21 protein-coding genes and 1 pseudogene are annotated in these 22,626 nt (G+C 60.6%); 14 read left to right on the top strand and 8 right to left on the bottom strand.

Translation table 11 applies throughout. From position 1 onward, the window contains the following. The first annotated feature begins 189 nt into the window (after window positions 1–189). Window positions 190–645 (top strand): DUF721 domain-containing protein, encoded by a 456-nt coding sequence (locus AB4O25_RS12915; protein ID WP_017529230.1) that lies wholly within the window; start codon window positions 190–192, stop codon window positions 643–645. A gap of 4 nt (window positions 646–649) precedes the next feature. On the opposite strand, the gene AB4O25_RS12920 is transcribed toward AB4O25_RS12915, so the two are convergent. Further along, window positions 650–2,128, bottom strand: a complete 1,479-nt coding sequence (locus AB4O25_RS12920) for a helicase HerA-like domain-containing protein (RefSeq protein WP_026067372.1) — start codon at window positions 2,126–2,128, stop codon at window positions 650–652. Window positions 2,129–2,464: 336 nt separating this feature from the next. Here AB4O25_RS12920 and AB4O25_RS12925 point away from each other — a divergent pair. The 4 genes and pseudogenes from AB4O25_RS12925 to AB4O25_RS12940 form a co-directional block, all read left to right on the top strand. Then, window positions 2,465–3,304 (top strand): annotated as a pseudogene (locus tag AB4O25_RS12925) (PDC sensor domain-containing protein); the annotation flags it as partial. Between the two features lie 141 nt (window positions 3,305–3,445). Next, window positions 3,446–4,210, top strand: coding sequence for a methyl-accepting chemotaxis protein (locus tag AB4O25_RS12930; protein ID WP_370737723.1), 765 nt, complete (start codon window positions 3,446–3,448; stop codon window positions 4,208–4,210). A 97-nt stretch (window positions 4,211–4,307) separates the two neighbouring features. After that, window positions 4,308–5,429: a glycosyltransferase family 4 protein gene (locus AB4O25_RS12935; RefSeq protein ID WP_065876974.1), complete on the top strand. Its 1,122-nt coding sequence runs from the start codon at window positions 4,308–4,310 to the stop codon at window positions 5,427–5,429. Then, the gene (locus AB4O25_RS12940) at window positions 5,422–6,165 is read left to right on the top strand and encodes a DUF2334 domain-containing protein (protein WP_068937493.1); all 744 of its coding nucleotides are present in this window, start codon (window positions 5,422–5,424) and stop codon (window positions 6,163–6,165) included. The genes AB4O25_RS12935 and AB4O25_RS12940 overlap by 8 nt, the downstream gene beginning before the upstream one ends. A gap of 23 nt (window positions 6,166–6,188) precedes the next feature. Here AB4O25_RS12940 and AB4O25_RS12945 read toward each other — a convergent pair whose 3' ends face one another. Together AB4O25_RS12945 and purU are read right to left on the bottom strand one after the other, a co-directional pair. Continuing rightward, on the bottom strand, window positions 6,189–6,374 hold the full coding sequence (locus tag AB4O25_RS12945) for a hypothetical protein (RefSeq protein WP_017529235.1): 186 nt from the start codon (window positions 6,372–6,374) through the stop codon (window positions 6,189–6,191). 85 nt (window positions 6,375–6,459) lie between these two features. Then, complete coding sequence (purU, locus tag AB4O25_RS12950) at window positions 6,460–7,308, bottom strand: formyltetrahydrofolate deformylase (RefSeq protein WP_017529236.1); 849 nt, start codon at window positions 7,306–7,308, stop codon at window positions 6,460–6,462. A 347-nt stretch (window positions 7,309–7,655) separates the two neighbouring features. Here purU and mvaT point away from each other — a divergent pair, with 347 nt between their 5' ends. Then, window positions 7,656–8,030, top strand: a complete 375-nt coding sequence (gene mvaT, locus AB4O25_RS12955) for a histone-like nucleoid-structuring protein MvaT (protein ID WP_003175830.1) — start codon at window positions 7,656–7,658, stop codon at window positions 8,028–8,030. Between the two features lie 91 nt (window positions 8,031–8,121). Here mvaT and sbcB read toward each other — a convergent pair whose 3' ends face one another. Beyond that, complete coding sequence (sbcB, locus tag AB4O25_RS12960) at window positions 8,122–9,549, bottom strand: exodeoxyribonuclease I (RefSeq protein WP_460150910.1); 1,428 nt, start codon at window positions 9,547–9,549, stop codon at window positions 8,122–8,124. 166 nt (window positions 9,550–9,715) lie between these two features. On the opposite strand from sbcB, the gene AB4O25_RS12965 reads away from it, so the two are divergent. Genes AB4O25_RS12965 through AB4O25_RS12990 form a run of 6 tightly spaced genes read left to right on the top strand, consistent with a single transcriptional unit; the run spans window position 9,716 to window position 16,377 of the window. Then, window positions 9,716–10,408 carry an RDD family protein gene (locus AB4O25_RS12965; protein ID WP_017529238.1) on the top strand — a complete coding sequence of 231 codons (693 nt, stop codon included), beginning with the start codon at window positions 9,716–9,718 and terminating at the stop codon, window positions 10,406–10,408. Further along, window positions 10,405–11,385, top strand: a complete 981-nt coding sequence (locus tag AB4O25_RS12970) for a stage II sporulation protein M (protein ID WP_460150911.1) — start codon at window positions 10,405–10,407, stop codon at window positions 11,383–11,385. The genes AB4O25_RS12965 and AB4O25_RS12970 overlap by 4 nt, the downstream gene beginning before the upstream one ends. After that, window positions 11,372–12,892 carry a DUF4129 domain-containing protein gene (locus tag AB4O25_RS12975; RefSeq protein ID WP_065876977.1) on the top strand — a complete coding sequence of 507 codons (1,521 nt, stop codon included), beginning with the start codon at window positions 11,372–11,374 and terminating at the stop codon, window positions 12,890–12,892. Before AB4O25_RS12970 ends, AB4O25_RS12975 begins: the two co-directional genes overlap by 14 nt. After that, window positions 12,889–14,046 (top strand): DUF4350 domain-containing protein, encoded by a 1,158-nt coding sequence (locus AB4O25_RS12980; protein ID WP_065876978.1) that lies wholly within the window; start codon window positions 12,889–12,891, stop codon window positions 14,044–14,046. The genes AB4O25_RS12975 and AB4O25_RS12980 overlap by 4 nt, the downstream gene beginning before the upstream one ends. After that, on the top strand, window positions 14,043–15,038 hold the full coding sequence (locus tag AB4O25_RS12985; protein WP_017529241.1) for an AAA family ATPase: 996 nt from the start codon (window positions 14,043–14,045) through the stop codon (window positions 15,036–15,038). The genes AB4O25_RS12980 and AB4O25_RS12985 overlap by 4 nt, the downstream gene beginning before the upstream one ends. A gap of 7 nt (window positions 15,039–15,045) precedes the next feature. Continuing rightward, window positions 15,046–16,377: a DUF58 domain-containing protein gene (locus tag AB4O25_RS12990; RefSeq protein ID WP_068937508.1), complete on the top strand. Its 1,332-nt coding sequence runs from the start codon at window positions 15,046–15,048 to the stop codon at window positions 16,375–16,377. Window positions 16,378–16,441: 64 nt separating this feature from the next. Here AB4O25_RS12990 and AB4O25_RS12995 read toward each other — a convergent pair whose 3' ends face one another. Together AB4O25_RS12995 and AB4O25_RS13000 are read right to left on the bottom strand one after the other, a co-directional pair. Further along, a complete protein-coding gene (locus AB4O25_RS12995; protein ID WP_017529243.1) occupies window positions 16,442–16,801 on the bottom strand; it encodes a PilZ domain-containing protein in 360 nt (119 codons plus the stop codon). 223 nt (window positions 16,802–17,024) lie between these two features. After that, window positions 17,025–17,399 (bottom strand): tol-pal system YbgF family protein, encoded by a 375-nt coding sequence (locus tag AB4O25_RS13000; protein WP_017529244.1) that lies wholly within the window; start codon window positions 17,397–17,399, stop codon window positions 17,025–17,027. Between the two features lie 175 nt (window positions 17,400–17,574). Between AB4O25_RS13000 and pyk the strand changes: the two genes are divergently transcribed. Beyond that, window positions 17,575–19,026 carry a pyruvate kinase gene (gene pyk / locus AB4O25_RS13005; protein ID WP_017529245.1) on the top strand — a complete coding sequence of 484 codons (1,452 nt, stop codon included), beginning with the start codon at window positions 17,575–17,577 and terminating at the stop codon, window positions 19,024–19,026. A gap of 100 nt (window positions 19,027–19,126) precedes the next feature. Here the strand turns inward: pyk and AB4O25_RS13010 are convergent, their stop codons facing one another. After that, complete coding sequence (locus tag AB4O25_RS13010; protein ID WP_460150912.1) at window positions 19,127–19,876, bottom strand: enoyl-CoA hydratase; 750 nt, start codon at window positions 19,874–19,876, stop codon at window positions 19,127–19,129. 30 nt (window positions 19,877–19,906) lie between these two features. Then, a complete protein-coding gene (locus AB4O25_RS13015; RefSeq protein WP_068937509.1) occupies window positions 19,907–20,839 on the bottom strand; it encodes an iron-sulfur-binding ferredoxin reductase in 933 nt (310 codons plus the stop codon). Between the two features lie 215 nt (window positions 20,840–21,054). Here AB4O25_RS13015 and AB4O25_RS13020 point away from each other — a divergent pair, with 215 nt between their 5' ends. Then, window positions 21,055–22,578: a fumarate hydratase gene (locus tag AB4O25_RS13020; protein ID WP_017529248.1), complete on the top strand. Its 1,524-nt coding sequence runs from the start codon at window positions 21,055–21,057 to the stop codon at window positions 22,576–22,578. Window positions 22,579–22,626 lie beyond the last annotated feature (48 nt).

The raw sequence follows: 22,626 nt of genomic DNA on the forward strand, positions 1-22,626 counted from the left end.
TATTCCCCGATGCGGGCACGGCGCTGTGAGAGGGCTTGTTTAAAATAAGGGCTTTTGTCGGAACTTCAACCCATGCCGCGCAGAAGTCACCTATTGATTTCACGCAAAAAACCGCGTCGACGCTTTGCCTGGAAGGCGTGCAGGCGCTTTCTGCTAAGATGGCCGCTCTGTTACCTAAGGTGTCCAATCATGGCATTTCGCCCTCTTACAGCCCGCGCGCCCAGCGTGTTGCTTCGCGAAGCCAAGCCGTTGAAAGCCATCTTTGGCCATGCGCAACGCTTGGGCCATTTGCAGCGCCTGCTCGAAAGCCAGTTGCAACCGGCCGCACGTGAACATTGCCATGTGGCGTCCTGGCGTGAAGGCAACCTGCTGCTGATTGTCACAGATGGCCATTGGGCGACCCGCTTGCGCTATCAGCAAAAACGCCTGCAGCGTCAATTAATGGCCTTTGAAGAGTTCGCCAGCCTGACGCGCATCCAGTTCAAGGTGCAACCGCCGACCGTTCAGCAAGGCGCGGCGGGGCACACCATGGACCTGTCGGAAAGTGCGGCCGAGACCATTCAGGCCACGGCCGACGGGATCAGCGACCCGGGCTTGCGCGCCGCGCTTGAGCGGCTGGCCGCCCACGGCAAGCCCAAGCCCTGAACCGTTACTTGCGCTTGCCGCCGCCCAGCAAAGACCCCAACAAGCCGCGCACCAATTGCCGCCCCATCTGATTGGCCGCCTGTTGCATCGCTGATTTGAGCGCCTTGCCCGCTGCCGTTCCCAGAAACGCACCGGCCTTGTCGGTAAAGCTCGGCTCCTCGGCAGCTGGCACAGCGTCTTCGGCAGGGCTCAAGTCCTTGCGTGCCATCAGCACTTCATAAGCGGACTCCCGGTCGATCGGTTTGTCATAGCGCCCTTGCAGGGGTGAACGGGCAATCAGTGCCGTGCGTTCGGCCTCGCTGAGCGGCCCGATACGCGATTGCGGCGGCGCTACCAGTACCCGTTGGACCACCTCCGGCGTGCCCTTTTCCTGCAAGGTGCCCACCAACGCCTCACCGGTGCCCAGCTCGGTAAGCACCGACAAGGCATCAAATGCCGGGTTGGGCCGGAAACCGTCTGCCACCGCGCGCAGGGATTTCTGCTCTTTAGTGGTGAATGCGCGCAGGCCGTGCTGGATGCGCAAGCCGAGTTGAGCCAGCACCGTGTCCGGCAGGTCGCCAGGCGATTGAGTCACGAAATACACGCCCACCCCTTTGGAACGAATCAAGCGCACCACCTGCTCCAGGCGCTCTTGCAAGGCCTTGGGGGTGTCGGCGAACAACAAATGCGCCTCATCGAAAAACAGCGCCAGCAGCGGTTTATCCGCATCGCCACGCTCGGGCAGTTGCTCGAACAATTCGGCCAACAGCCACAGCAGGAACGTCGCGTACACCTTCGGCGCCTCGTGCACCAGGCGGCTGGCATCCAGCAGGTGGATACGCCCGCGCCCATCACTGGCCGGCTGCAGGATATCTTCCAGCTGCAGGGCCGGCTCGCCGAACAACGCCTCCGCGCCCTGCTGTTCCAGCACCGCCAGGCGCCGCAACAGTGCCTGGCTGGAGCCGGTGGTCATCAGCGCGGCATCGTCACCCAATAACTCCGGGTGATAGCGCAGATGGTTGAGCAGTGCCTTGAGGTCCTTGAGGTCCAGCAGCAGCAAGCCTTCGCGATCCGCCACTTTGAACGCCGCATAGAGGGCCGACTGCTGGCTGTCCGTTAGCTCCAGCAAGCTGCCGAGCAACAACGGGCCCATTTCGCTGATGGTGGTGCGCAACGGATGACCGGACTGCCCGTGGATATCCCACAACGTGACGGGATACTCCTGAGCCGTGTAATTCAGGAAAGGCATGCCGGCGATACGCTCGGCCACCTTGCCCTGTGGAAAAGCCGCGGCGCCCAGGCCGCAGAGGTCACCTTTGATATCCGCGGCAAACACCGCCACGCCCGCATCACTGAAGGCTTCGGCCAGGCGTTGCAGCGTGACCGTCTTGCCCGTACCCGTGGCGCCGGCAATCAACCCGTGACGATTGGCCAGGCGCATGGCCTGGGCGATGGGCTGGCCATCAAGGCCGGCACCTATAAGGAGTTGCGTGGAGTCAGGCATTTCGTCACCCATGGTTAATCTTTAGTGTCGCCAGGTCGATAAGACAGATGTGAGACCCACAAAGTCTAAAAAACGCTCAGATAGTTCCTACAGGGAACAACGGAAATATCAAACTTTTTTTGACGCTACCCTCCAGCGTGTTCCACAAGGACGCGCGTTGGATATTTATGACCTTAGCGGACCCTTCAAGCCATGAATAAAAATCTGCGTTTCAGCCATAAGATCCTGCTTGCAGCCTCCCTTATTGTCATCGCCGCCTTCGCGTTGTTTACCCTCTATAACGATTACCTGCAGCGCAATGCCATACGCGAGGACCTCAACAGCTATCTGCATGAGATGGGTGACGTCACCGCCAGCAGCATTCAGACCTGGCTGAGCGGGCGTATTGCGCTGGTGGAAAACGCCGCACAGAACATCGCCATCAACCCTGAGCCCAGCGTCGTCGCGAGCCTGCTGGACCAGAAAACCCTGACCTCGTCGTTCATGGCCACCTACGTGGGTGACAGCCAGGGCGCGTTCACCATCCGCCCCGACACCAAAATGCCGGACGGCTTTGATCCGCGCGTTCGCCCTTGGTACAAAGGGGCGCAGAGCAGCAACGGCTCGACCCTGACCGAGCCCTATATCGATGCCGCCACCGGCAAGTTGATTATTTCCATCGCGACCCCCAGCACCAAGGGCGGCCAGGCTGTCGGCGTGGTCGGCGGCGACCTGAGCCTGCAGACACTGGTGGACAACATCGGCGCGCTGAACTTCGGCGGAATGGGCTATGCGTTCCTGGTCAGCGCCGACGGCAAGGTGCTGGTACACCCCGACAAAAACCTGGTGATGAAGACCCTCGCCGATGTCTACCCCAGCCACACGCCGGCAATCAGCGGCAACTTCAGCGAAGTCGAGAGCAACGGTAAGGTCAACATCGTCACCTTCACACCGATCAAAGGTTTGCCGTCGGTGAACTGGTATCTGGGAGTATCGGTGGATAAAGACGAAGCCTACGCGATGCTCAGCAAATTCCGCACCTCTGCCGTGATTGCCACCGTGATCGCCGTGGTGATCATCATCGCCCTGCTGGGCATGCTGATCCGCGTACTGCTGCAACCGCTGCACGTCATGACCCGCGCCATGCAGGACATCGCCGACGGCGAAGGTGACCTGACGCGCCGCCTGGCCATCCAGAACCACGATGAGTTCGGCACCTTGGCAAATGCCTTCAACAGCTTCGTAGAGCGCATTCACACATCGATCCGCGAAGTGTCCTCGGCCACCGAGCACGTCAATGAAGTGGCCCTGCGGGTGGTAAGCGCCTCCAACTCGTCGATGGTCAACTCCGACGAGCAGGCCAACCGAACCAACAGCGTGGCCGCCGCGATCAATCAGTTGGGGGCTGCCGCCCAGGAAATCGCGCGCAACGCCGCGCAGGCTTCAAACCAGGCCAGCGATGCCCGCCACTTGGCTGAGGACGGCCAACAGGTGGTCGATCGCAACATCAAGGCGATGACCCAACTGTCCGAGATGATCAGCGCCTCCAGCAGCAATATCGAAGCACTTAACAGCAAGACCGTGAATATCGGCCAGATTCTCGAGGTAATCACCAGTATCTCTCAGCAAACCAACCTGCTGGCGCTGAACGCTGCCATCGAGGCGGCACGGGCCGGTGAAGCGGGCCGTGGGTTTGCGGTGGTGGCCGACGAGGTGCGCAACCTGGCCCATCGCACGCAGGAATCGGCACAACAGGTACAAACCATGATCGAGGAGCTGCAAGTCGGCGCCCGGGAATCGGTGACCACCATGAGCCAGAGCCAGCGTCACAGCCATGACAGTGTGGAAATCGCCAACCTCGCCGGTGAACGCCTCAATAGCGTGACCCTGCGCATTGGCGAGATCGACGGCATGAACCAGTCAGTGGCCACCGCCACCGAGGAGCAAACCTCGGTGGTGGAATCGATCAACATGGACATCACGGAAATCAACACCCTCAATCAGGAAGGCGTGGAAAACCTGCAATCGACATTGCGTGCCTGTGCCGATCTGGAACAGCAGGCTGCGCGGCTGAAACAGCTGGTGGGCAGTTTCCGCATCTGAGCCACCCAGGCGCCGGACCGACGCCTGCACGATGAACACCAACCGAACATCTATCCTTAGCTCAGGTCCACGTTTAGGAGAGCAATGGATCGGAGGGATGTTCATCGTGCATATCGCTGACATAACCATGTTCTACGCCCCAGCCAGCGGCGGCGTACGCACTTATCTGGATGCCAAGCACCGCCGCCTGGCCCTCAAACCCGGCATTCGCCACAGCCTTTTAATACCCGGCGCGCACTTGAGCGAACGCGATGGCGTGTTCAAAGTGCCAGCGCCCGCCCTGCCCTTCGGCAAGGGCTATCGATTCCCGGTGCGCCTGGCTCCTTGGCGAAATGTCCTGCGCGATTTACAGCCCGATCTGATCGAGGTAGGAGACCCCTACCTCACTGCGTGGGCCGCACTGGATGCTCGGCGCCAGCTGGATGTGCCGGTCATCGGTTTTTACCACTCCGACTTACCGCTGCTGGTGAGCAACCGCATGGGGCCGTGGTTTACACCCAATGTTGAAGCCTATGTCAGAAAACTCTACGGGAATTTTGACCGGGTACTGGCGCCAAGCCAGGTGATGGCCGACAAACTCATAGGCCTGGGGGTGAAGAATGTCTTCGTCCAGCCCCTGGGGGTGGACCTGCAGACCTTTACTCCGCAGGCCGGCGACCCGGGCTTGCGCGCCGAACTGGGGATCGACCAGGACACCCGCCTGCTGATCTTTGCCGGGCGCGGCTCCAAGGAGAAAAACCTGCCGGTCCTGCTGCGCTGCATGAAACGCCTGGGCAACGGTTACCATTTATTGCTGGTGGGTTCCGGCATGCCGGCCAGCGTGCCGGGCAACGTCACCGTCATCGACGGGTTTCGCCCGGCCCCTTACGTTGCCCGTCTGATGGCCAGCGCCGACGCCTTGCTGCATGCCGGCGACCAGGAAACCTTTGGCCTGGTCATCCTCGAAGCCATGGCCTGCGGCACCCCCGTGGTCGCCGTGGCAGCCGGCGCATTCAATGAGATCGTCAATGAACGCTGCGGTCTGTTATGCAGGCCCAACCACCCACAGGCGATGGCCGACGCCGTACGCGAGTTGTTCAACACCGACAGCCGGCGCCTGGGAGCCCAGGCTCGGCGTTATGTGGAACAGCATTACGCATGGGACAGCGTGGTCGACAGCCTGCTCGGGCATTACCATGCCGTACTGGGCAGCCACGACACGATGCTTTGTCATGGCTGAAACCGCCGTGTTACTGGTGCTGCACGATGTCGCGCCGCACAATTGGGCGGACTATCGTCCCTTTGTCGAGGCCGTGGATGCACTCGGCGCGGTGCCTATCACGTGGCTGGTGGTGCCGGACTTTCACCATCGCGATGCCTTGCACGATCACGCTGAGTTCCGACGCCTGCTCGACAGCCGCGTCGCCAGGGGTGATGAACTGGCGTTGCACGGCTACTACCACTGCGATGACCAACCGGCACCGCGCACGCCCAAAGACTGGCTCATGCGCCGCGTGTATACCCACGAGGGTGAGTTTTATCGCCTGTCATATGTCCAGGCCCTGAATCGACTTCATGAGGGCATAGCAGTATTCCAACGCAACGACTGGCCATTGTCGGGTTTCGTCGCGCCCGCTTGGTTGATGAGCCAAGGCACCCGCCAGGCATTGCGCCAATTACCGCTGAGCTACACCAGCGACCCGCAGCACCTGTACCGGCTTCCCGACTTCACGCGTATCGACGCCCCCGGCCTGGTGTGGAGTGCCCGCAGCGCCTGGCGCCGGCGCCTGTCCAAAGCCCTCAGTGATTGCCGCGAGCACCGTTGGAAGACAGCCCAAGTCATCCGCCTGGGCCTGCACCCGGTGGACATGCGCCACGAGTTTTCCCGTCGCTATTGGCTTGAGACCTTGCAGCGCATGCTGAACGCGGGACGCATCCCAATGACCAAAGCCGCCTGGCTCGCTACCCGATCATGAACCGAGCCTTGTGCCAGGGCGGCTCAAGCGTCCTCTTCAGGTGCGGCAGGCGCTTCATCCAACGCCTGCAACTGCTTCCACAACTGCGCAGCGTCCGGGAAATCCGTGCCATCCTCGGCGTCCAGCGCATCCGGATCATAACGACTCAGGCACCCCTCACCGAGTGTGGCGGGCGCCCTGGACGTGGCTTTATCGAGCGGATCGTTCATGGCGTTGTCCTGACGGTCAGCTAACAACAAAAAAGGCCTGAAGCGATTAAACGCCCAGGCCCTTTCTTCAATCAACACGTATAAATCAGAACACCACAGTCTTGTTGCCGTGCACCAGCACTCGGTCTTCCAAGTGATATCGCAAGCCACGCGCCAAGACCATTTTCTCGACATCGCGGCCGAAACGCACCATGTCTTCAATGCTGTCGCTATGACTGACGCGCACCACGTCCTGCTCGATGATCGGACCGGCGTCCAACTCTTCGGTGACGTAGTGGCAGGTTGCGCCAATCAACTTCACGCCCCGCAGGGAAGCTTGGTGGTAAGGCTTGGCGCCGACAAACGACGGCAAGAAGCTGTGATGAATGTTGATCACCTTGCCGGCATATTCGCGGCACAGCTGCGGCGGCAGGATTTGCATATAGCGCGCCAGTACCACCACGTCGGCTTCATGTTGCTTGACCAGGCGGGAAACCTCGGTGAACGCCGGCTCCTTGTCCTGCGGGTTGACCGGCACGTGGTAGTACGGGATGCCATGCCATTCGACCATGCTGCGCAGGTCGTCATGGTTGGAAATTACACAGGCGATTTCGCAGTCCAGCTCATCGCTGTGCCAACGGTGAAGCAAGTCGGCCAGGCAATGGGATTCGCGACTGGCCATCAACACCACGCGCTTTTTCTGCTCGGTGTCGGTGATGCGCCAGGTCATCGAAAACTCTTCGGCGATTGGCGCGAATGCCTCGCGAAAAGCCTCAAGACCAAAGGGCAGCGTGTCGGCACGGATCTCGTGACGCATGAAAAACCAACCGCTGAGGTTGTCCGAGTGATGGCTCGCCTCGGTGATCCAGCCGTTGTGGGAGGCCAGAAAGTTACTGACTTTGGCAACGATGCCAACCCGGTCCGGGCAAGCAATCACCAGCCGAAAAGTGCGCATTAGGGGGAACTCCAGGACTTCGCAAAGGCCGCCATTCTAGCGTTTGCGCAGAAAAACTGCAGTATTCGTTATCACCTATTCTGACCGCGATGCCGCGTCATACCCCTCAATAGCCCAGGGTTTTATCCCTCATATATGAATCTATTGCGTTACCCGCGGGCGTTACCCTGAATACCTGGGGTATTGGCTTAAGCGCTGCGCCCTATAATTAACTCGATTGCATAGATTCGCTAAAAACAATCAAAGTAATTCACATAAATGCACGCTTAAATGTTTACTTGGGCAAACTGCCTGACTATTATTGGCCACTGTCCCTGTCAATCAGCTCTCTACATAAGGTAGTCCACATGTCTCTGATCAACGAATACCGTGCCACCGAAGAAGCTATCAAAGAGCTGCAAGCCCGATTGAAGAACCTGTCCCAAGACGACAAACTGAAAACCGAGCTGGAATTCGAAGGCAAACTGCGCACCCTCATGGGTGAATACTCCAAATCCCTGCGTGACATCATCGCGCTGCTGGATCCAGAGTCGAAAGTTAAAGCACCTCGCGGCGCCGTGAAAACTACCGGCACCAAACGTGCCCGTAAGGTCAAGCAATACAAAAACCCGCACAACGGCGAAGTGATTGAAACCAAAGGTGGCAACCACAAAACGCTGAAAGAGTGGAAAGCCAAGTGGGGCGGCGACGTCGTTGAAGGCTGGGCTACCCTGCTGGGCTAAGCTTCGACAGGCCTGCACCTGATACGCAACACATAAAAAACGCCAGCTTGCTGGCGTTTTTTAATGCCCGTCTATTTTGTTACAACGCTGATTACCGCGCCACGCGGGCCGCTAAAGAATCAGCATATTCCTGCCAAAGTGCCAACACCTGCTGCTGAAACGGAGTCGCATTAACGGCCAACTCCTGCCTGGCCAGCTTAAATGCCTCAAGGGTATTCGGCGCGCCCCATTCAGGATTTGACAAGCGCTGCTGACAGAAAAGTTTCCAGCGTTGTTGCTCCTCATTGTTCAACGTATCGGGGAAGTTGCGTGCCCGATAGCGAAACAATAATTCCGGTAACCGATGATCATCAAAAGGCCACTGCTGGAGCGCCAATTGCGCGGGTTCGGCCATGCGGACTTGTTCACATAAGCGTCGGTCGCGATCACCGATAAAACCGTCGTAAAGCTGCTGTTCCGGGTCTGCACTCGAGGCAAAATCTTCCGTGGCATAAATGGCCGCCAACTTATCGCACCAAAGTGCCTGTGCTTCAGTTAGCCGCAGCGCCCGCGCCTGATAAACGTCCATGTCCAATTGCAAACGTGCACGGTCTTCGGCGCGCAACACGCTCAAGGGCGCAACCACCGGGCAACGATTGATATGTACCAACTTGAGCGGCACCGGCAGTTCATCTTCGGCAAGCTCATCACGGCGGGTGTACAGGCGCTGGCGCAGCGTGTCGGCATCCTCGTTCAGCAGCGCCTGAGGGTCGAGCCCGAGGTCGCAGACAATCAACGCATTGCGATTGCGTGGGTGCCAAGCCAACGGCAGCACAACGCCCAGATAATGACGCTCGGCGGAAAACCGCCCGGAGATATGCACCATGGGTTGCAGCAAGCGCACCTGATCCATCACGCGCTGCTTGCTGCGCAGTTGAAACAGCCAGTCATAAAGCTTGGGCTGCTTCTGGCGAACCAACCGCGCCAGCGCAATCGTGGCGCGCACATCGGACAACGCATCGTGGGCCTGGCCATGGTCGATACCGTTGGCGGCGGTCAAGCGCTCAAGCTTGAGCGTCACGCGCCCGTCCTCCAGCGGCCACTCGATACCTTCCGGCCGCAGGGCGTAGGCGGTGCGAACCACGTCGATCAAGTCCCAACGGCTGTTACCGCCCTGCCATTCCCGCGCGTAAGGGTCGAAAAAATTGCGATACAGGCTGTAGCGGGTCATTTCATCGTCAAAGCGCAACGTGTTGTAGCCGGCGCCACAGGTACCCGGCGCGGCCAGCTGCGCATGCACCCGCGTCATGAAATCGGCTTCAGCCAGGCCTTTTTCCGCCAGTATTCCGGGGGTGATGCCGGTGATCGCACAGGCGGCGGGATGGGGCAGGATATCGTCGCTGGGCCGGCAATAAAGGTTGACCGGCGGGCCGACCTCGTTGAGCTCGAAATCGGTACGGATTCCCGCCACCTGCAATGGGCGATCGTTGCGCGGGTTGATGCCGGTGGTTTCGTAGTCGTACCAGAAAATCGAGGTCACGGGCTATTCCTGTGCTGAAGATCGACAAAGTCTAGGCGCTGAACAGCACTCGGGGCCAGCACCAAATATACTGTGCAAACATCCAGTAAAATCTTGGAGAGTTGCTTCCATCGCCGACACTGCTAGCATCCGTGTCTCCAAACGCTCCGCACTGCCAAGGATCGCGATGCCATCAACCCCGTTGGACACCCGCTACCAGATCGAAACCCCTGAGGGTATCGACCTCCCGCTGCGCCCCGCCGGCCTGGTGCCCAGGGCGCTGGCCTTCGCCTTCGACCTTGGTGCGCGCGGTGTGGTCATGGGTGTGCTTCTGGTGCCGCTGGCGCTGCTCGGCAATATTGGAATCGGCCTGGGCTCACTGCTGCTGTTCGTGGCGAGCTGGTGGTACATGGTGCTGTTCGAAGTGCTCAACCAAGGCTGCTCACCCGGTAAACAAGTCATGGGCCTGCGCGTCGTACAGGACGACGGCACCCCCATCGGCTGGTCGGCGTCGCTCATTCGCAACCTGCTGCGGTTTGTCGACATGTTGCCTTTCGGCTATTTTCTTGGCGCTATCAGCTGCCTGCAGCATCCTAATTTCAAACGCCTTGGCGACCTGGCCGCCGGCACGCTGGTGGTCTACCGCGAACTGCCCCTGGCGCGGCCTCGGGTCCCGCAAGCTGCGGCCCTGCGCTTGCCGTTTGCGCTGGAACTGAGTGAGCAACGGGCGATCCTCGGCTTCGCCGAACGCCAGGGTGAACTCTCTGCTGAACGCGTGCATGAACTGGCCGCTATCCTCGCGACGCCTTTGCAAGTATCCCCGGCGCGCGCCGCCGAGCAACTCAATGGCGTGGCCCGCGGCCTGTTGGGGCCGACATGAAGCAAAGCATGTTCGAAAGCCGCTACCAGCCCCAATGGCACGCCTTTGCCGAACGACTGACGCAGTTGGAACAAGGCAAGGCCAAGGCCGCTGATGTAGCCGATTTCCCCCATCAATACCGGCGTCTGTGCCAGCAGTTGGCCTTGGCTCAGGAGCGCGGCTACAGCAGTTACCTAGTGGATCCTTTGCAACAATTGGCGTTACGCGGCCATCAACAGCTGTACCGTCATCGCAGCCAATTGGCGACCAACGTGCTGAGCTTCGTCCTGGCGGACTTCCCGCGACTGGTGCGCGAGCAGTGGCGCTTCGTATTGATCGCCAGCCTGCTGTTCTTTACCAGCCTGTTGGGTATTGCACTGCTGGTCTACCTGTTTCCTGACCTGATCTACAGCATTGTCAGCGCGCAACAAGTGGCCGAGATGCAAAGTATGTATGACCCTGAAGCCAGCCGCCTGGGGCGCGCCGCCGAACGGGCATCGAGCGAAGACTGGATGATGTTCGGCTACTACGTGATGCATAACATCGGTATCGCCTTCCAGACGTTTGCCGCCGGTTTGCTGTTTGGCCTGGGCAGCGTATTTTTCCTGATTTTCAACGGGCTGATCATCGGCGCGATTTCCGGGCACTTGACCGAGATCGGCTACGGCCAGACCTTCTGGTCATTCGTCATCGGCCATGGTGCCTTTGAGTTGACGGCCATCGCCCTCGCCGGTGCGGCAGGCTTGCAGTTGGGCTGGGCGCTGATCGCCCCAGGGCAGTTGACCCGCGGGGAATCCTTGCGGCTCGCGGCACGCAAAAGCGTGCAATTGCTTTGCGGTGTGATGATGTTCTTGCTGATCGCCGCGTTCATCGAAGCCTACTGGTCGTCCACTACCCAGATCGCCCCCTGGGTCAAATACGTGGTTGGGGCTGCACTCTGGCTGCTGGTAATCGCTTACCTGACTTTTGCCGGGAGGGCTCGCCATGCGCCTGAGTGACTCCAGCGTGGTGATTCGACCGCGCACGGCCTGGGAAGCCATGGACCTCGGTGTACTAATGGCCAGGGAACATCGCCGGTTGCTAATGGGTAGCTGGGCGCTGGTGAGCTTGCCGGTATTCGCCGTGCTAAGCGCGCTGCTGTGGAAATACCCCTCCACCGCCATGTTCCTGTTCTGGTGGTTCAAACCGGCCTTCGACCGCTTGCCGCTCTATATCCTGTCCAAGGCCTTGTTCGGAGAAACGCCCAGCCTCAAGCAGGCCGTGCGCCAGTGGCCCCGCCTGCTCAAGGGTCAACTCTTGGCCAGCCTGACCTGGCGCCGACTCAGCCTCAGCCGCAGCTTTGTGATGCCGGTCAGTCAACTTGAAGGCCTGGACGGCCAGGCAAGGCAAAAACGCCTGGGCGTGCTGCAACAACGCAACGCCGGTGCCGCGAGGTGGTTGACCACGGTTGGCGTACACCTGGAAATCGGACTGTGGTTCGGCTGCATGGCGCTGTTCTACCTGTTCATTCCGCAGCAACTTGAACTGGATTGGGATTGGCAGCGCCTGGCACTGGCGACCACCACCGAAGGACTGTGGCTGGAGCATCTGGGCAACGCTTTCTACGCGTTGATCCTGGTGTTCTGGGAGCCCATTTACGTCGCGTGTGGTTTCAGCCTTTATCTCAATCGTCGCACCGTATTGGAGGCGTGGGACCTGGAGCTGGTGTTCCGCCGCTTGCGCCAACGCCTGAGTCATGTGGCCACGCTGTTATTGCTGGTGATCGGGCTGACACTGTTGCCCTTCAACCCTCCTGTCATGGCAGGCGAAGCCAAGCCGCTGAGTACCCAGGACGCGCGCCGATCCATCAAGTCGATGCTGGAAAAGCCCCCCTTCAAAAACCCGGAAACCGTGACCCGCTATCGCTTTGGCGAAGAAAAGCCCGCCGCAAAAAACAAGACACACGCCGACAGTAAACTGCCGGGATGGCTGCAAACGCTACTGGGCAACCTCAACAGCAATGCTTTCAAGCACATTGCCCAAGGCCTGGAGGTGCTGTTATGGAGTCTGCTGGCAGGTGGCCTGGCCCTGCTGGTCTGGCGCTATCGCGACTGGCTGCAAACATTTGTCAGCCGACGCGGGCCACCCAGCGCCAAAGCAACCCCACCGCTCCCCACGCAATTGTTCGGCCTGGAGCTGGGCACCGACACCTTGCCCGTCGATATCGCCAGCACCGCCGAGCAACTGTGGCCCACTCAACCGAGGGAAGCACTTGGCCTTCTGTATCGCGGCCTGCTGAGCCGGTTACTGCATGACTTCAACCTGCCGCTTAAGAGCGCCGATACCGAAGGCCAGGTGCTGGCACGCGTTCAACAATTACAGCAACCGCAACTGCTGGCCTTCAGCGACGAGTTGACCCGACACTGGCAAAACCTTGCCTACGGTCATCACCTTCCCTCTGCCTCAACCCAGCAAAAATTATGCAGTGATTGGCGCGCCCTGTTCAGTTACGGGGGTCATCAATGAGCCGGCTATTGGTGTGGGTTGGGCTGTTATTGATATGCCTGATCGGAGCGGGTGGCCTTTACGCCTGGAGCAACGCGACGCCCTATGACGAAGTCGTGGATCGCGGCCCTGCCCCACAAGTGCTGGCCAACCCTTACCTGGCGGCCGAACACTTTTTGCGCAAGCAAGGCCTGACGGTGGAGCATGTCAATAGCCTTGATCGCCTGGCCACCCTGCCCGCCAAGGGCAACAGCCTGTTGTTGCTGGGCGAACGTAGCAATATGTCGCCACGCCAGGCCGGGCAACTGCTCGACTGGGCCAAATCCGGCGGCCATCTGCTCCTGGTCGCCGAGGCGCTATGGGATGAAGAAACCGGCAAAAGCGGTGACTTATTACTCGATAGCCTGCATATCCACCAGGCCCTGAGTGAGGAGCCGGCTGAGCCCACCCCACCCCGCAAAAAGAAAGCGCCGGACCTGACCAAACTCTATGTCGACAATGAAACCGCCCCGGCGTACTTCAGCTTCGACACCGACTTCAACCTCACCGACCCCAAGCACCTTGCCCAGTTTTCAGCCAATAGCGCCAGGTCAAGTCACCTGATGCAACGAGACCTCGGGCAAGGCCGTGTGACCGTGATTACCGACAGCGACCTGTGGAAAACCACCGATATCGGCAAACACGACAACGCCTGGCTGCTGTGGTACCTGAACCAGGGTACGGCGGTGACTTTCTTGTTCAACAGTGACGTGGACAACCTGCTGACCCTGCTGCTGCGTTATTTCCCCCAGGCCGCGGTCGCGCTCATTGCGCTGGTCGCCCTGGCGCTCTGGCAGGCAGGTATGCGCCAAGGCCCGATCCAGGCACCCGCTCCCAAGGCTCGCCGGCAGTTGCAGGAACACTTGAAGGCCAGCGCCGACTTCCTGCTGCGCCGCAGCAGCCAGGGTTCGCTATTGCACGCGTTGCAGCGCGATATCCAGCGTGCCGCCCGGCGCCGCCATCCTGGCTTTGAGCACCTCGACAACACCGAACAATGGCGAGTACTTGAACACCTGACGCGCCAACCCCCTCATGTCATCAGCCAGGCCCTTGGCCCACTCCCGGCAAAACGGCTTTCCAGCGCCGATTTCAGCCGGCGGGTGGCATGCCTGCAAACCCTCAGGAACGCCCTATGAGCGAATTTACCAGCGCCAACACCCTGACGACCGAAACCCTGCAACGCGCCAGCCGGCAGGCCCAGGCTCTGCGCGTTGAACTGCGCAAAGCAGTGATTGGCCAGGAGCAGGTGATCGACGACGTGCTCACCGCACTGATCGCCGGCGGCCATGTATTGCTCGAAGGCGTCCCAGGGCTGGGCAAGACTCTGCTTGTACGTGCCCTGGCGCGATGCTTTGAGGGTGACTTCGCGCGGATCCAATTCACCCCGGACCTGATGCCCAGCGATGTCACCGGCCACGCCGTGTACGACCTGCACACCGAGCAATTCAAGTTGCGCAAGGGGCCGGTGTTCACCCACCTGTTGCTGGCCGATGAAATCAACCGAGCCCCGGCCAAGACCCAGGCAGCCTTGCTCGAAGCCATGCAGGAGCGGCAGGTGACCCTCGAAGGCGAGGCGCTGCCCATCGAGCAGCCGTTTATGGTGTTGGCCACGCAAAACCCCATCGAACAGGAAGGCACCTACCCCCTGCCGGAAGCAGAACTGGACCGTTTCATGCTCAAGGTGCGCATGGACTATCCCGATGCACAGCAAGAGCTGGAGATGGTGCGTGAAGTGACGCGCTCGTCACGGGCCGACATGCTGGATGTGCAACCGTTGCGCACCGTGCTGCAAGCCTCGGACGTGCTGCAATTGCAGCAAATCGCCAGTGAACTGGCCCTGGATGAACAAGTGCTCGACTATGCCGTGCGCCTGGCGCGGGCCACCCGCAGTTGGCCAGGGCTGGCCATAGGTGCCGGCCCACGTGCGTCCATTGCACTGGTGCGCGGCGCCCGCGCCCGGGCATTGTTACGCGGCGGCGAGTTCGTCACCCCGGATGACATCAAGGGCTGCGCTTTGGCGGTACTGCGCCATCGGGTACGCATTGCACCAGAACTGGACATCGATGGGCTGGAGGTCGACCAGGTGCTCAAGCAGCTGCTGGACCAGATCCCAGCACCCCGCCAATGAGCTGACCATGAAGCCAACCCGTCTGCTGTTGATCTGGCTCGGCCTATTGCTGGGTTTGAACATCTTGCTGGGCACTGCCGCAGCATTGCAGTTCAAAGTGCCCGACACCGTACATTCGGTGGCGTGGGGCTTGCTCCTGGCGCTGTTGCTGCTGGCCATGCTCGACGCGCTACGGTTGCGGCACCGGCCCTCGCCACGGGTGCAACGGCAGATGCCCGGCAGCTTGGCGTTGGGCCGCTGGGGCGAAGTACGCCTGAGCCTGGAATGCGACTACCCACAGCCGCTGACAGTCCAGGTGTTCGACCATGTCCCCGATGGTTTAGGCAGGGAAAACCTACCCCAGGCCATCGAACTGCGCCCCGGTGAACGCAGTGAGCTGGGCTATCGCCTGCGCCCTCTGCGACGGGGGCATTTCACGTTCAGTCGCTGTGAAGTCCACCTGCCGAGCCCCTTGGGGCTGTGGTCCGCGCGGCGCTTTATCGAAGCCCACGACACCACTCGCGTCTACCCGGACTTCGCCCGTTTGTATGGAGCGCAACTGCTGGGCGTAGACAACTGGCTGAGCCAAATGGGGGTGCGTCAACGCCAGCGGCGTGGGTTGGGCCTGGAGTTTCATCAGTTGCGCGAGTTTCGTGAGGGCGACAGCCTGCGGCAGATCGACTGGAAAGCCACCGCACGGCAACGTACGCCCATTGCCCGAGAGTACCAGGACGAGCGCGATCAACAGATCGTGTTCATGCTCGATTGCGGCCGACGTATGCGCAGCCAGGATGACGAACTGTCCCATTTTGACCACGCGCTCAACGCCTGCCTGCTACTCAGTTACGTCGCGTTGCGCCAGGGCGACGCGGTGGGGCTGTGCACTTTTGCCGGCGACCAACCACGCTACCTCGCTCCCGTCAAAGGCAGTGGCCAATTGAACCTGTTGCTCAACTCGGTCTACGACCTGGACACCACTCGACGAGCCGCCGACTACGAGGCGGCGGCCAGCCAACTGTTGGCCAGGCAAAAACGTCGGGCATTGGTGATTATGGTGACCAACCTGCGCGATGAAGATGACGAAGCGTTGATGACTGCCGTGAAGCGCATCAGTCGCCAGCATCGGGTGCTGGTGGCCAGCTTGCGTGAAGAAGTACTCGATCGACTGCGCCAGTCGCCCGTGCAAACAATGCCAGAAGCCTTGGCCTACAGCGCAACGGTGGACTACCTCAACACCCGGGATGAACTGCATGACCGTTTGAACGCGCACGGCCTCTCGGTATTGGACACTTTGCCATCAGCCATGGGAGCGGCCCTGGTGACGCATTATCTGGGCTGGAAAAAAGCCGGCGTGTTCTGAACCATTAACGCCTGGCCACGGCCCGGGTAGCATTACCCGAGCCGGGTCAACCACCGTGCGGTAATCAGACGGATGCCTGCAGGGGGTCAAACCTGAAGTACTGCACCAACACACCAATCAATTGCTCATATTCCTCGGGCGCCTGAAGCACGTTGAACCCCGAATCGTAATACTGCGGGTTGATATCTTCGTGGCTCCACAGGCAGGTCGCCGTAAGGTCAATTGCATGGAAAGTGCCGTCAGCCTCGGGGATCTTCAAGCGCAGCTCGAATTGCGCATTGACCATCATGGGCAACTGGCTGATCAACATCAGTCCATTCCCCGAGACATTACCCAAGAAGCCGATAGGTTTATCGGTAAGACGATTAAACACTTGCAGGAAATAAGGTAGTTGATGCCGCTCGATCCGTCGGTCGGTAAACATGGTGAGATCGCCATCCAGTGGCCATTATTTGGCCGTGCCAGTGATTCGGAACGAGCACAAACACTCGCTCTCCCTGGATCTCGGTGTGACAACAGAAAACGTTTTGTCACTGGACAGCTGCCGAGTCCGGGCCCCTCATTCGTTCGAGTAAAACTTATACAAACGAACATACAAAGGATAGCCCAAGACTGGCAAGAGGCCAGTTAACAAATGACGAATAGCATTACAGTGACGCTGGACTCGGCTTCGCAACGCTCGCACCGGGGTAATGCCCCAGTTGTTGCAGGGTGTCCAGTCTGGCGCGGGCACGGTAGGCGTACTCGCTCGACGGGTATTGGTTGATGATGAATTGATAGGTCTGCACCGCGTCGACGAACAGTTTCTGCCGTTCCAGGCATTGCCCACGCAGCATTGAGACCTCGGGCTGCACATAACGCCGAGTGCGGCTTGTGCGGTCGACCTGGGACAATTCCAGGGTAACGCGCTCACAGTCACCCACCTTGTAAGCACGGTAGGCGTTGTTCAAATGGTGGTCCATTGACCAGCGGGTGCAGCCGACAACACTGACGGCCAGTGCAGCAATGAGCAGAATTCGCATGAGGGTTCTCCAGTCTTGTGCAGTGTATCGACCCCTCGTCAAAAATCTTCAAGGCAGTTCGTCTATTCAGCCACAACCAAAACAAGTCAATCGTCGATAAGTAGTGCAAACGAACAATGACTACAACGAAAGAGCATAGTAGCCTTCCTCAGCGCTTGAACTCAGGAGTCCGTGCATGTCCGTCCGTCGTACCAAAATCGTCGCCACCCTTGGCCCGGCCAGCAACTCGCCGGAAGTCCTCGAACAGCTGATTCTGGCTGGTTTGGACGTTGCCCGTCTGAACTTCTCCCACGGCACCCCGGACGAGCACAAGGCTCGCGCCAAGCTGGTGCGTGACCTGGCCGCCAAACATGGCCGCTTCGTTGCACTGCTGGGTGACCTGCAAGGCCCGAAAATCCGTATCGCCAAATTTGCCAACAAGCGCATTGAGCTGAAGATCGGTGACAAGTTCACCTTCTCCACCAGCCATCCGCTGACCGAAGGCACCCAGGACGTGGTGGGTATCGACTACCCCGATCTGGTCAAGGACTGCGGCGTCGGCGACGAACTGCTGCTGGACGACGGCCGCGTCGTCATGCGCGTCGACACCGCCACTCCAACCGAACTGAACTGCACGGTGATCATCGGCGGCCCGCTGTCCGATCACAAAGGCATCAACCGTCGTGGCGGTGGCCTGACCGCACCAGCCCTGACTGAGAAAGACAAGGCCGACATCAAGCTCGCCGCAGAAATGGAAGTGGACTACCTTGCCGTTTCCTTCCCGCGCGACGCCGCCGACATGGAATACGCCCGCAGACTGCGCGACGAAGCTGGCGGTACCGCCTGGCTGGTGGCGAAGATCGAACGTGCCGAAGCCGTGGCCGATGACGAAACCCTCGACGGCCTGATCAAGGCGTCCGACGCCGTGATGGTTGCCCGTGGTGACCTGGGTGTGGAAATCGGTGATGCAGAGCTGATCGGCATTCAGAAAAAGATCATCCTGCACGCGCGCCGCCATAACAAAGCGGTGATCGTCGCGACCCAGATGATGGAGTCGATGATCCAGAACCCGATGCCGACCCGCGCCGAAGTGTCCGACGTGGCCAACGCCGTACTCGACTACACCGACGCCGTGATGCTCTCGGCTGAAAGTGCTGCCGGCCCGTACCCACTGGAAGCCGTGCAGGCCATGGCGCGTATCTGCGTCGGCGCCGAAAAGCACCCGACCAGCAAGACCTCCAGCCACCGTATCGGCAAGGTCTTCGAAAGCTGCGACCAGAGCATCGCCCTGGCTGCCATGTACACCGCCAACCACTTCCCTGGCGTGAAAGCGATCATTGCCCTGACCGAAAGCGGCTACACGCCGCTGATCATGTCGCGCATCCGCTCCTCGGTGCCGATCTACGCGTTCACCCCGCACCGCGAAGCCCAGGCCCGCGCGGCGATGTTCCGCGGCGTGTACACCATTCCGTTCGATCCGGCCTCGCTGGCACCGAACGAAGTCAGCCAGAAGGCTATCGATGAGCTGGTTAAACGCGGCGTCGTAGAGAAAGGCGACTGGGTCATCCTGACCAAGGGCGACAGTTACCACACCACCGGTGGCACCAACGGCATGAAGATCCTGCACGTGGGCGACCCGCAGGTCTGAGTGACACGCTGAAAAACAAGAGCCCCGCCATGTGAATGGCGGGGCTTTTTGCTGTAGCCGGCTACTGATTCATTCAATTCGACGGCCCCGCCGACACGCTTTATCTGCGCGTGATAAACCCCGACAACGCCGCAATCGCCTCCGGCGACCTCAACCGCTGGGTAAACAACGCGCCCTCCTCTTCGATCACCTGCCGCAACTGCTCACGGTCCACGCTCTTCATCAATTGCTTGGTCACCTGCACCGCCCCCAATGCCAGGTGTTCAAAGCGCAACGCAACTTCCCGCGCCTTGGCCAATGCCGCATCACCACTGCTCAGCGCCTCGGTGGCGATTCCCCACGCGGCGGCCTGTTCACCGCTGAACGCCTCGCCCAACAGCAGCAATTGCGCGGCTTTCGCATGCCCAAGCAGACGCGGCAGGATCAGGCTCGAACCAAACTCCGGACATAACCCCAGGTTGACGAACGGCATGCGCAATCTGGCATCGCGGCTGATATACACCAGGTCACAGTGCAGCAGCAGGGTTGTACCAATGCCTATCGCCGGCCCCGCTACCGCGGCAACCACCGGTTTGCGGCAGTTGAGCAGGCTCTGCATGAAGTGAAACGGCGGGCTGTCGAGATCGCTGGGCGGCTGATCGAGAAAGTCGCCTATATCATTGCCGGCCGTGAAGTACTCGTGGCTGCCCTGGATCAGTACGGCGTTGAGGGTGGCGTCCGCATCGGCCCGCTCCAGAGCCTCGGCCAGTTGCGTGTACATGGCGCGGGTCAGGGCGTTTTTCTTGTCCGGGCGGTTGAGCTGCAGGGTCAGCAACCCGCGCTCGCGTTGCAACAGGATGGCGTCGGTCATGGTGCGTCTCGCGGCTGTGAAGTTCAGCGCTCAACCACGGGGCAGGAACACATCGGCCAGCAGTTGATTGCGCGGCAACCCGGCCAGGAACAGGCGCTTGGAAAACGCCTCGACGCTGGCGGGGTGCCCGCAGAGTAAGGCCAGCGTTTGCCTTGAAACAAGCCGCAGTTGCGCCAATGCCTGGATCGACTCAGCCGCCGTCCACAGCTGCACCGTAAGGTTCGGATGCCCGGCGGCCAGCGCGGCCAAGGGTTCGGCCAGGTAATGGCCGCCAGCATCATGGGCCAGGTGAATCATACGGATGGGGCCCTGGTGATCCTGGCGCAACGCCTCGCGCAACACCCCCCACAACGGGCCCAGCCCGGTGCCGGACGCCAGCAGCCAGAGCGGCCGGGATTGCCAGTCGGGGTCGTATTGCAGCGCGCCGCCGCGTAGTTCGCCCAGGCGCAGGCGGTCGCCGATCTGCAGCAGCCGGGCCCTATCGCAGAATTCACCGGGTAGGCGGCAGTCGATATGAAACTCCAGAAACGCATCTTCCTGCGGCAGGCTCGCCAGGGAATACGGCCGCGCCAACTGCCCCGCCCACAGCACCAGATGTTGCCCGGCGCGGTAACGCAGGCCACGCTCCGGTTGCAGACGCAGGCGCAACACCGTCGCGCTCAGCCAATCGACCCCCACCACCTGGGCCGGCAAACCATCACGCAGCGGGTCAAACGCTTCGACCTGCACATCCGCCGTCACCCGGCACTGGCACGCCAGGCGCCAGCCATCCTGGCGTTGCGCCGGGCTCAGGGCGTCGGGTTGTTTGTCCTCGACCTCACCTCGGCAACGCACCAGGCAGGCATGGCAACTGCCTGCGCGGCAACTGTAGGGCACCGCCACGCCCGCCTGGTTCAAGGCGTCCAACAGGTTGCTGCCGGTGGATACCGACCAATGGCGTTCGCCGACGTACAGTTCAGGCATGGAAACTCTCGAATCAAAAAGGCCCGCACAGGGAATCATGCCCGGCAGAGTTTGACCATAGTCGGGTGTATCGGCCACCGCGCCGGGTTATACTGCCGCGCCTTTTTAGCGTCGCGCCTGCACCACTTGGCGTGCCTTGGAAAGGTGGCTCCAGCCGACCGATGCAACACTGAAGCCACCTTTATTGAATGTTCCCTTATAGAGGAGCGCGACTCATGACCGTGATCAAGCAAGACGACCTGATTCAGAGCGTTGCCGACGCCCTGCAATTCATTTCCTACTACCACCCCGTGGACTTCATCCAGGCGATGCACGAGGCCTACCTGCGCGAAGAATCGCCGGCAGCCCGTGACTCCATGGCCCAGATCCTGATCAACTCGCGCATGTGCGCCACCGGCCATCGCCCGATCTGCCAGGACACCGGTATCGTCACCGTGTTCGTGCGCGTGGGCATGGACGTGCGTTGGGATGGCGCCACCATGGGCCTGGACGACATGATCAACGAAGGCGTGCGTCGCGCCTACAACCTGCCGGAGAACGTACTGCGGGCATCCATCCTCGCCGACCCGGCCGGGGCGCGTAAAAACACCAAGGACAACACCCCGGCGGTGATCCACTATTCCATCGTCCCGGGTAACACCGTAGAAGTGGACGTGGCCGCCAAGGGCGGTGGTTCCGAGAACAAATCGAAGATGGCCATGCTCAACCCGTCCGACTCGATCGTCGACTGGGTGCTCAAGACCGTTCCGACCATGGGCGCCGGCTGGTGCCCACCGGGCATGCTCGGCATCGGCATCGGCGGCACCGCCGAGAAGGCCGCGGTGATGGCCAAGGAAGTGTTGATGGAATCCATCGACATCCACGAACTGATCAAGCGCGGCCCGTCCAACCGTATCGAAGAGATGCGCCTGGAGCTGTTCGAGAAGGTCAACCAACTGGGCATCGGCGCCCAGGGCCTGGGTGGCCTGACCACCGTGCTCGACGTGAAGATCATGGATTACCCGACCCACGCCGCCTCGTTGCCGGTGTGCATGATCCCCAACTGCGCCGCCACCCGTCACGCACACTTCGTGCTCGACGGTTCGGGCCCTGCGTCGCTGGAGGCGCCACCGCTGGACGCCTACCCGGAAATCGTCTGGGAAGCCGGCCCGTCGGCTCGTCGCGTAAACCTCGACACCCTGACCCCAGAAGACGTGCAAAGCTGGAAGCCGGGCGAAACCGTGCTGCTCAACGGCAAGATGCTCACCGGTCGCGATGCGGCGCACAAGCGTATGGTCGAGATGCTGAATAAGGGCGAAAGCCTGCCGGTGGACCTCAAAGGCCGCTTCATCTATTACGTCGGCCCGGTTGACCCGGTACGCGAAGAAGTGGTTGGCCCGGCGGGCCCGACCACCGCGACGCGGATGGACAAGTTCACCCGCCAGATCCTCGAGCAGACCGGCCTGTTGGGCATGATCGGCAAGTCCGAACGCGGCCCGACCGCCATCGAAGCGATCAAGGACAACAAGGCGGTGTACCTGATGGCCGTGGGCGGCGCCGCTTACCTGGTGGCGCAAGCCATCAAGAAGTCGCGCGTTGTCGCCTTCGCCGAACTGGGTATGGAAGCGATCTACGAGTTCGACGTCAAAGACATGCCGGTCACCGTCGCGGTAGACAGCAAGGGTGAGTCCGTGCACATCACCGGTCCTGCCATCTGGCAGAAAAAGATCAGTGAGAGCCTGGCGGTAGAGGTGCAGTAAGCACTTTAACTGGCCCATAAAGGCGACCGAGGCGATAAGCCCGGTCGC

The organism is Pseudomonas sp. S3_A03 (genome assembly GCF_054668275.1).

Coding starts and splice junctions, on each gene's coding strand:
- AB4O25_RS12975 (WP_065876977.1), top strand. CDS start 11,372: ATGCGCCTGAGTGACTCCAGCGTGGTGATTCGACCGCGCACGGCCTGG.
- AB4O25_RS12915 (WP_017529230.1), top strand. CDS start 190: ATGGCATTTCGCCCTCTTACAGCCCGCGCGCCCAGCGTGTTGCTTCGC.
- AB4O25_RS13000 (WP_017529244.1), bottom strand. CDS start 17,399: ATGCGAATTCTGCTCATTGCTGCACTGGCCGTCAGTGTTGTCGGCTGC.
- mvaT (WP_003175830.1), top strand. CDS start 7,656: ATGTCTCTGATCAACGAATACCGTGCCACCGAAGAAGCTATCAAAGAG.
- pyk (WP_017529245.1), top strand. CDS start 17,575: ATGTCCGTCCGTCGTACCAAAATCGTCGCCACCCTTGGCCCGGCCAGC.
- AB4O25_RS12965 (WP_017529238.1), top strand. CDS start 9,716: ATGCCATCAACCCCGTTGGACACCCGCTACCAGATCGAAACCCCTGAG.
- AB4O25_RS12995 (WP_017529243.1), bottom strand. CDS start 16,801: ATGTTTACCGACCGACGGATCGAGCGGCATCAACTACCTTATTTCCTG.
- AB4O25_RS12990 (WP_068937508.1), top strand. CDS start 15,046: ATGAAGCCAACCCGTCTGCTGTTGATCTGGCTCGGCCTATTGCTGGGT.
- AB4O25_RS13020 (WP_017529248.1), top strand. CDS start 21,055: ATGACCGTGATCAAGCAAGACGACCTGATTCAGAGCGTTGCCGACGCC.
- AB4O25_RS13010 (WP_460150912.1), bottom strand. CDS start 19,876: ATGACCGACGCCATCCTGTTGCAACGCGAGCGCGGGTTGCTGACCCTG.
- AB4O25_RS12940 (WP_068937493.1), top strand. CDS start 5,422: ATGGCTGAAACCGCCGTGTTACTGGTGCTGCACGATGTCGCGCCGCAC.
- AB4O25_RS12980 (WP_065876978.1), top strand. CDS start 12,889: ATGAGCCGGCTATTGGTGTGGGTTGGGCTGTTATTGATATGCCTGATC.
- AB4O25_RS12970 (WP_460150911.1), top strand. CDS start 10,405: ATGAAGCAAAGCATGTTCGAAAGCCGCTACCAGCCCCAATGGCACGCC.
- AB4O25_RS12920 (WP_026067372.1), bottom strand. CDS start 2,128: ATGCCTGACTCCACGCAACTCCTTATAGGTGCCGGCCTTGATGGCCAG.
- AB4O25_RS12985 (WP_017529241.1), top strand. CDS start 14,043: ATGAGCGAATTTACCAGCGCCAACACCCTGACGACCGAAACCCTGCAA.
- AB4O25_RS12930 (WP_370737723.1), top strand. CDS start 3,446: ATGGTCAACTCCGACGAGCAGGCCAACCGAACCAACAGCGTGGCCGCC.
- AB4O25_RS12945 (WP_017529235.1), bottom strand. CDS start 6,374: ATGAACGATCCGCTCGATAAAGCCACGTCCAGGGCGCCCGCCACACTC.
- purU (WP_017529236.1), bottom strand. CDS start 7,308: ATGCGCACTTTTCGGCTGGTGATTGCTTGCCCGGACCGGGTTGGCATC.
- AB4O25_RS13015 (WP_068937509.1), bottom strand. CDS start 20,839: ATGCCTGAACTGTACGTCGGCGAACGCCATTGGTCGGTATCCACCGGC.
- AB4O25_RS12935 (WP_065876974.1), top strand. CDS start 4,308: ATGTTCATCGTGCATATCGCTGACATAACCATGTTCTACGCCCCAGCC.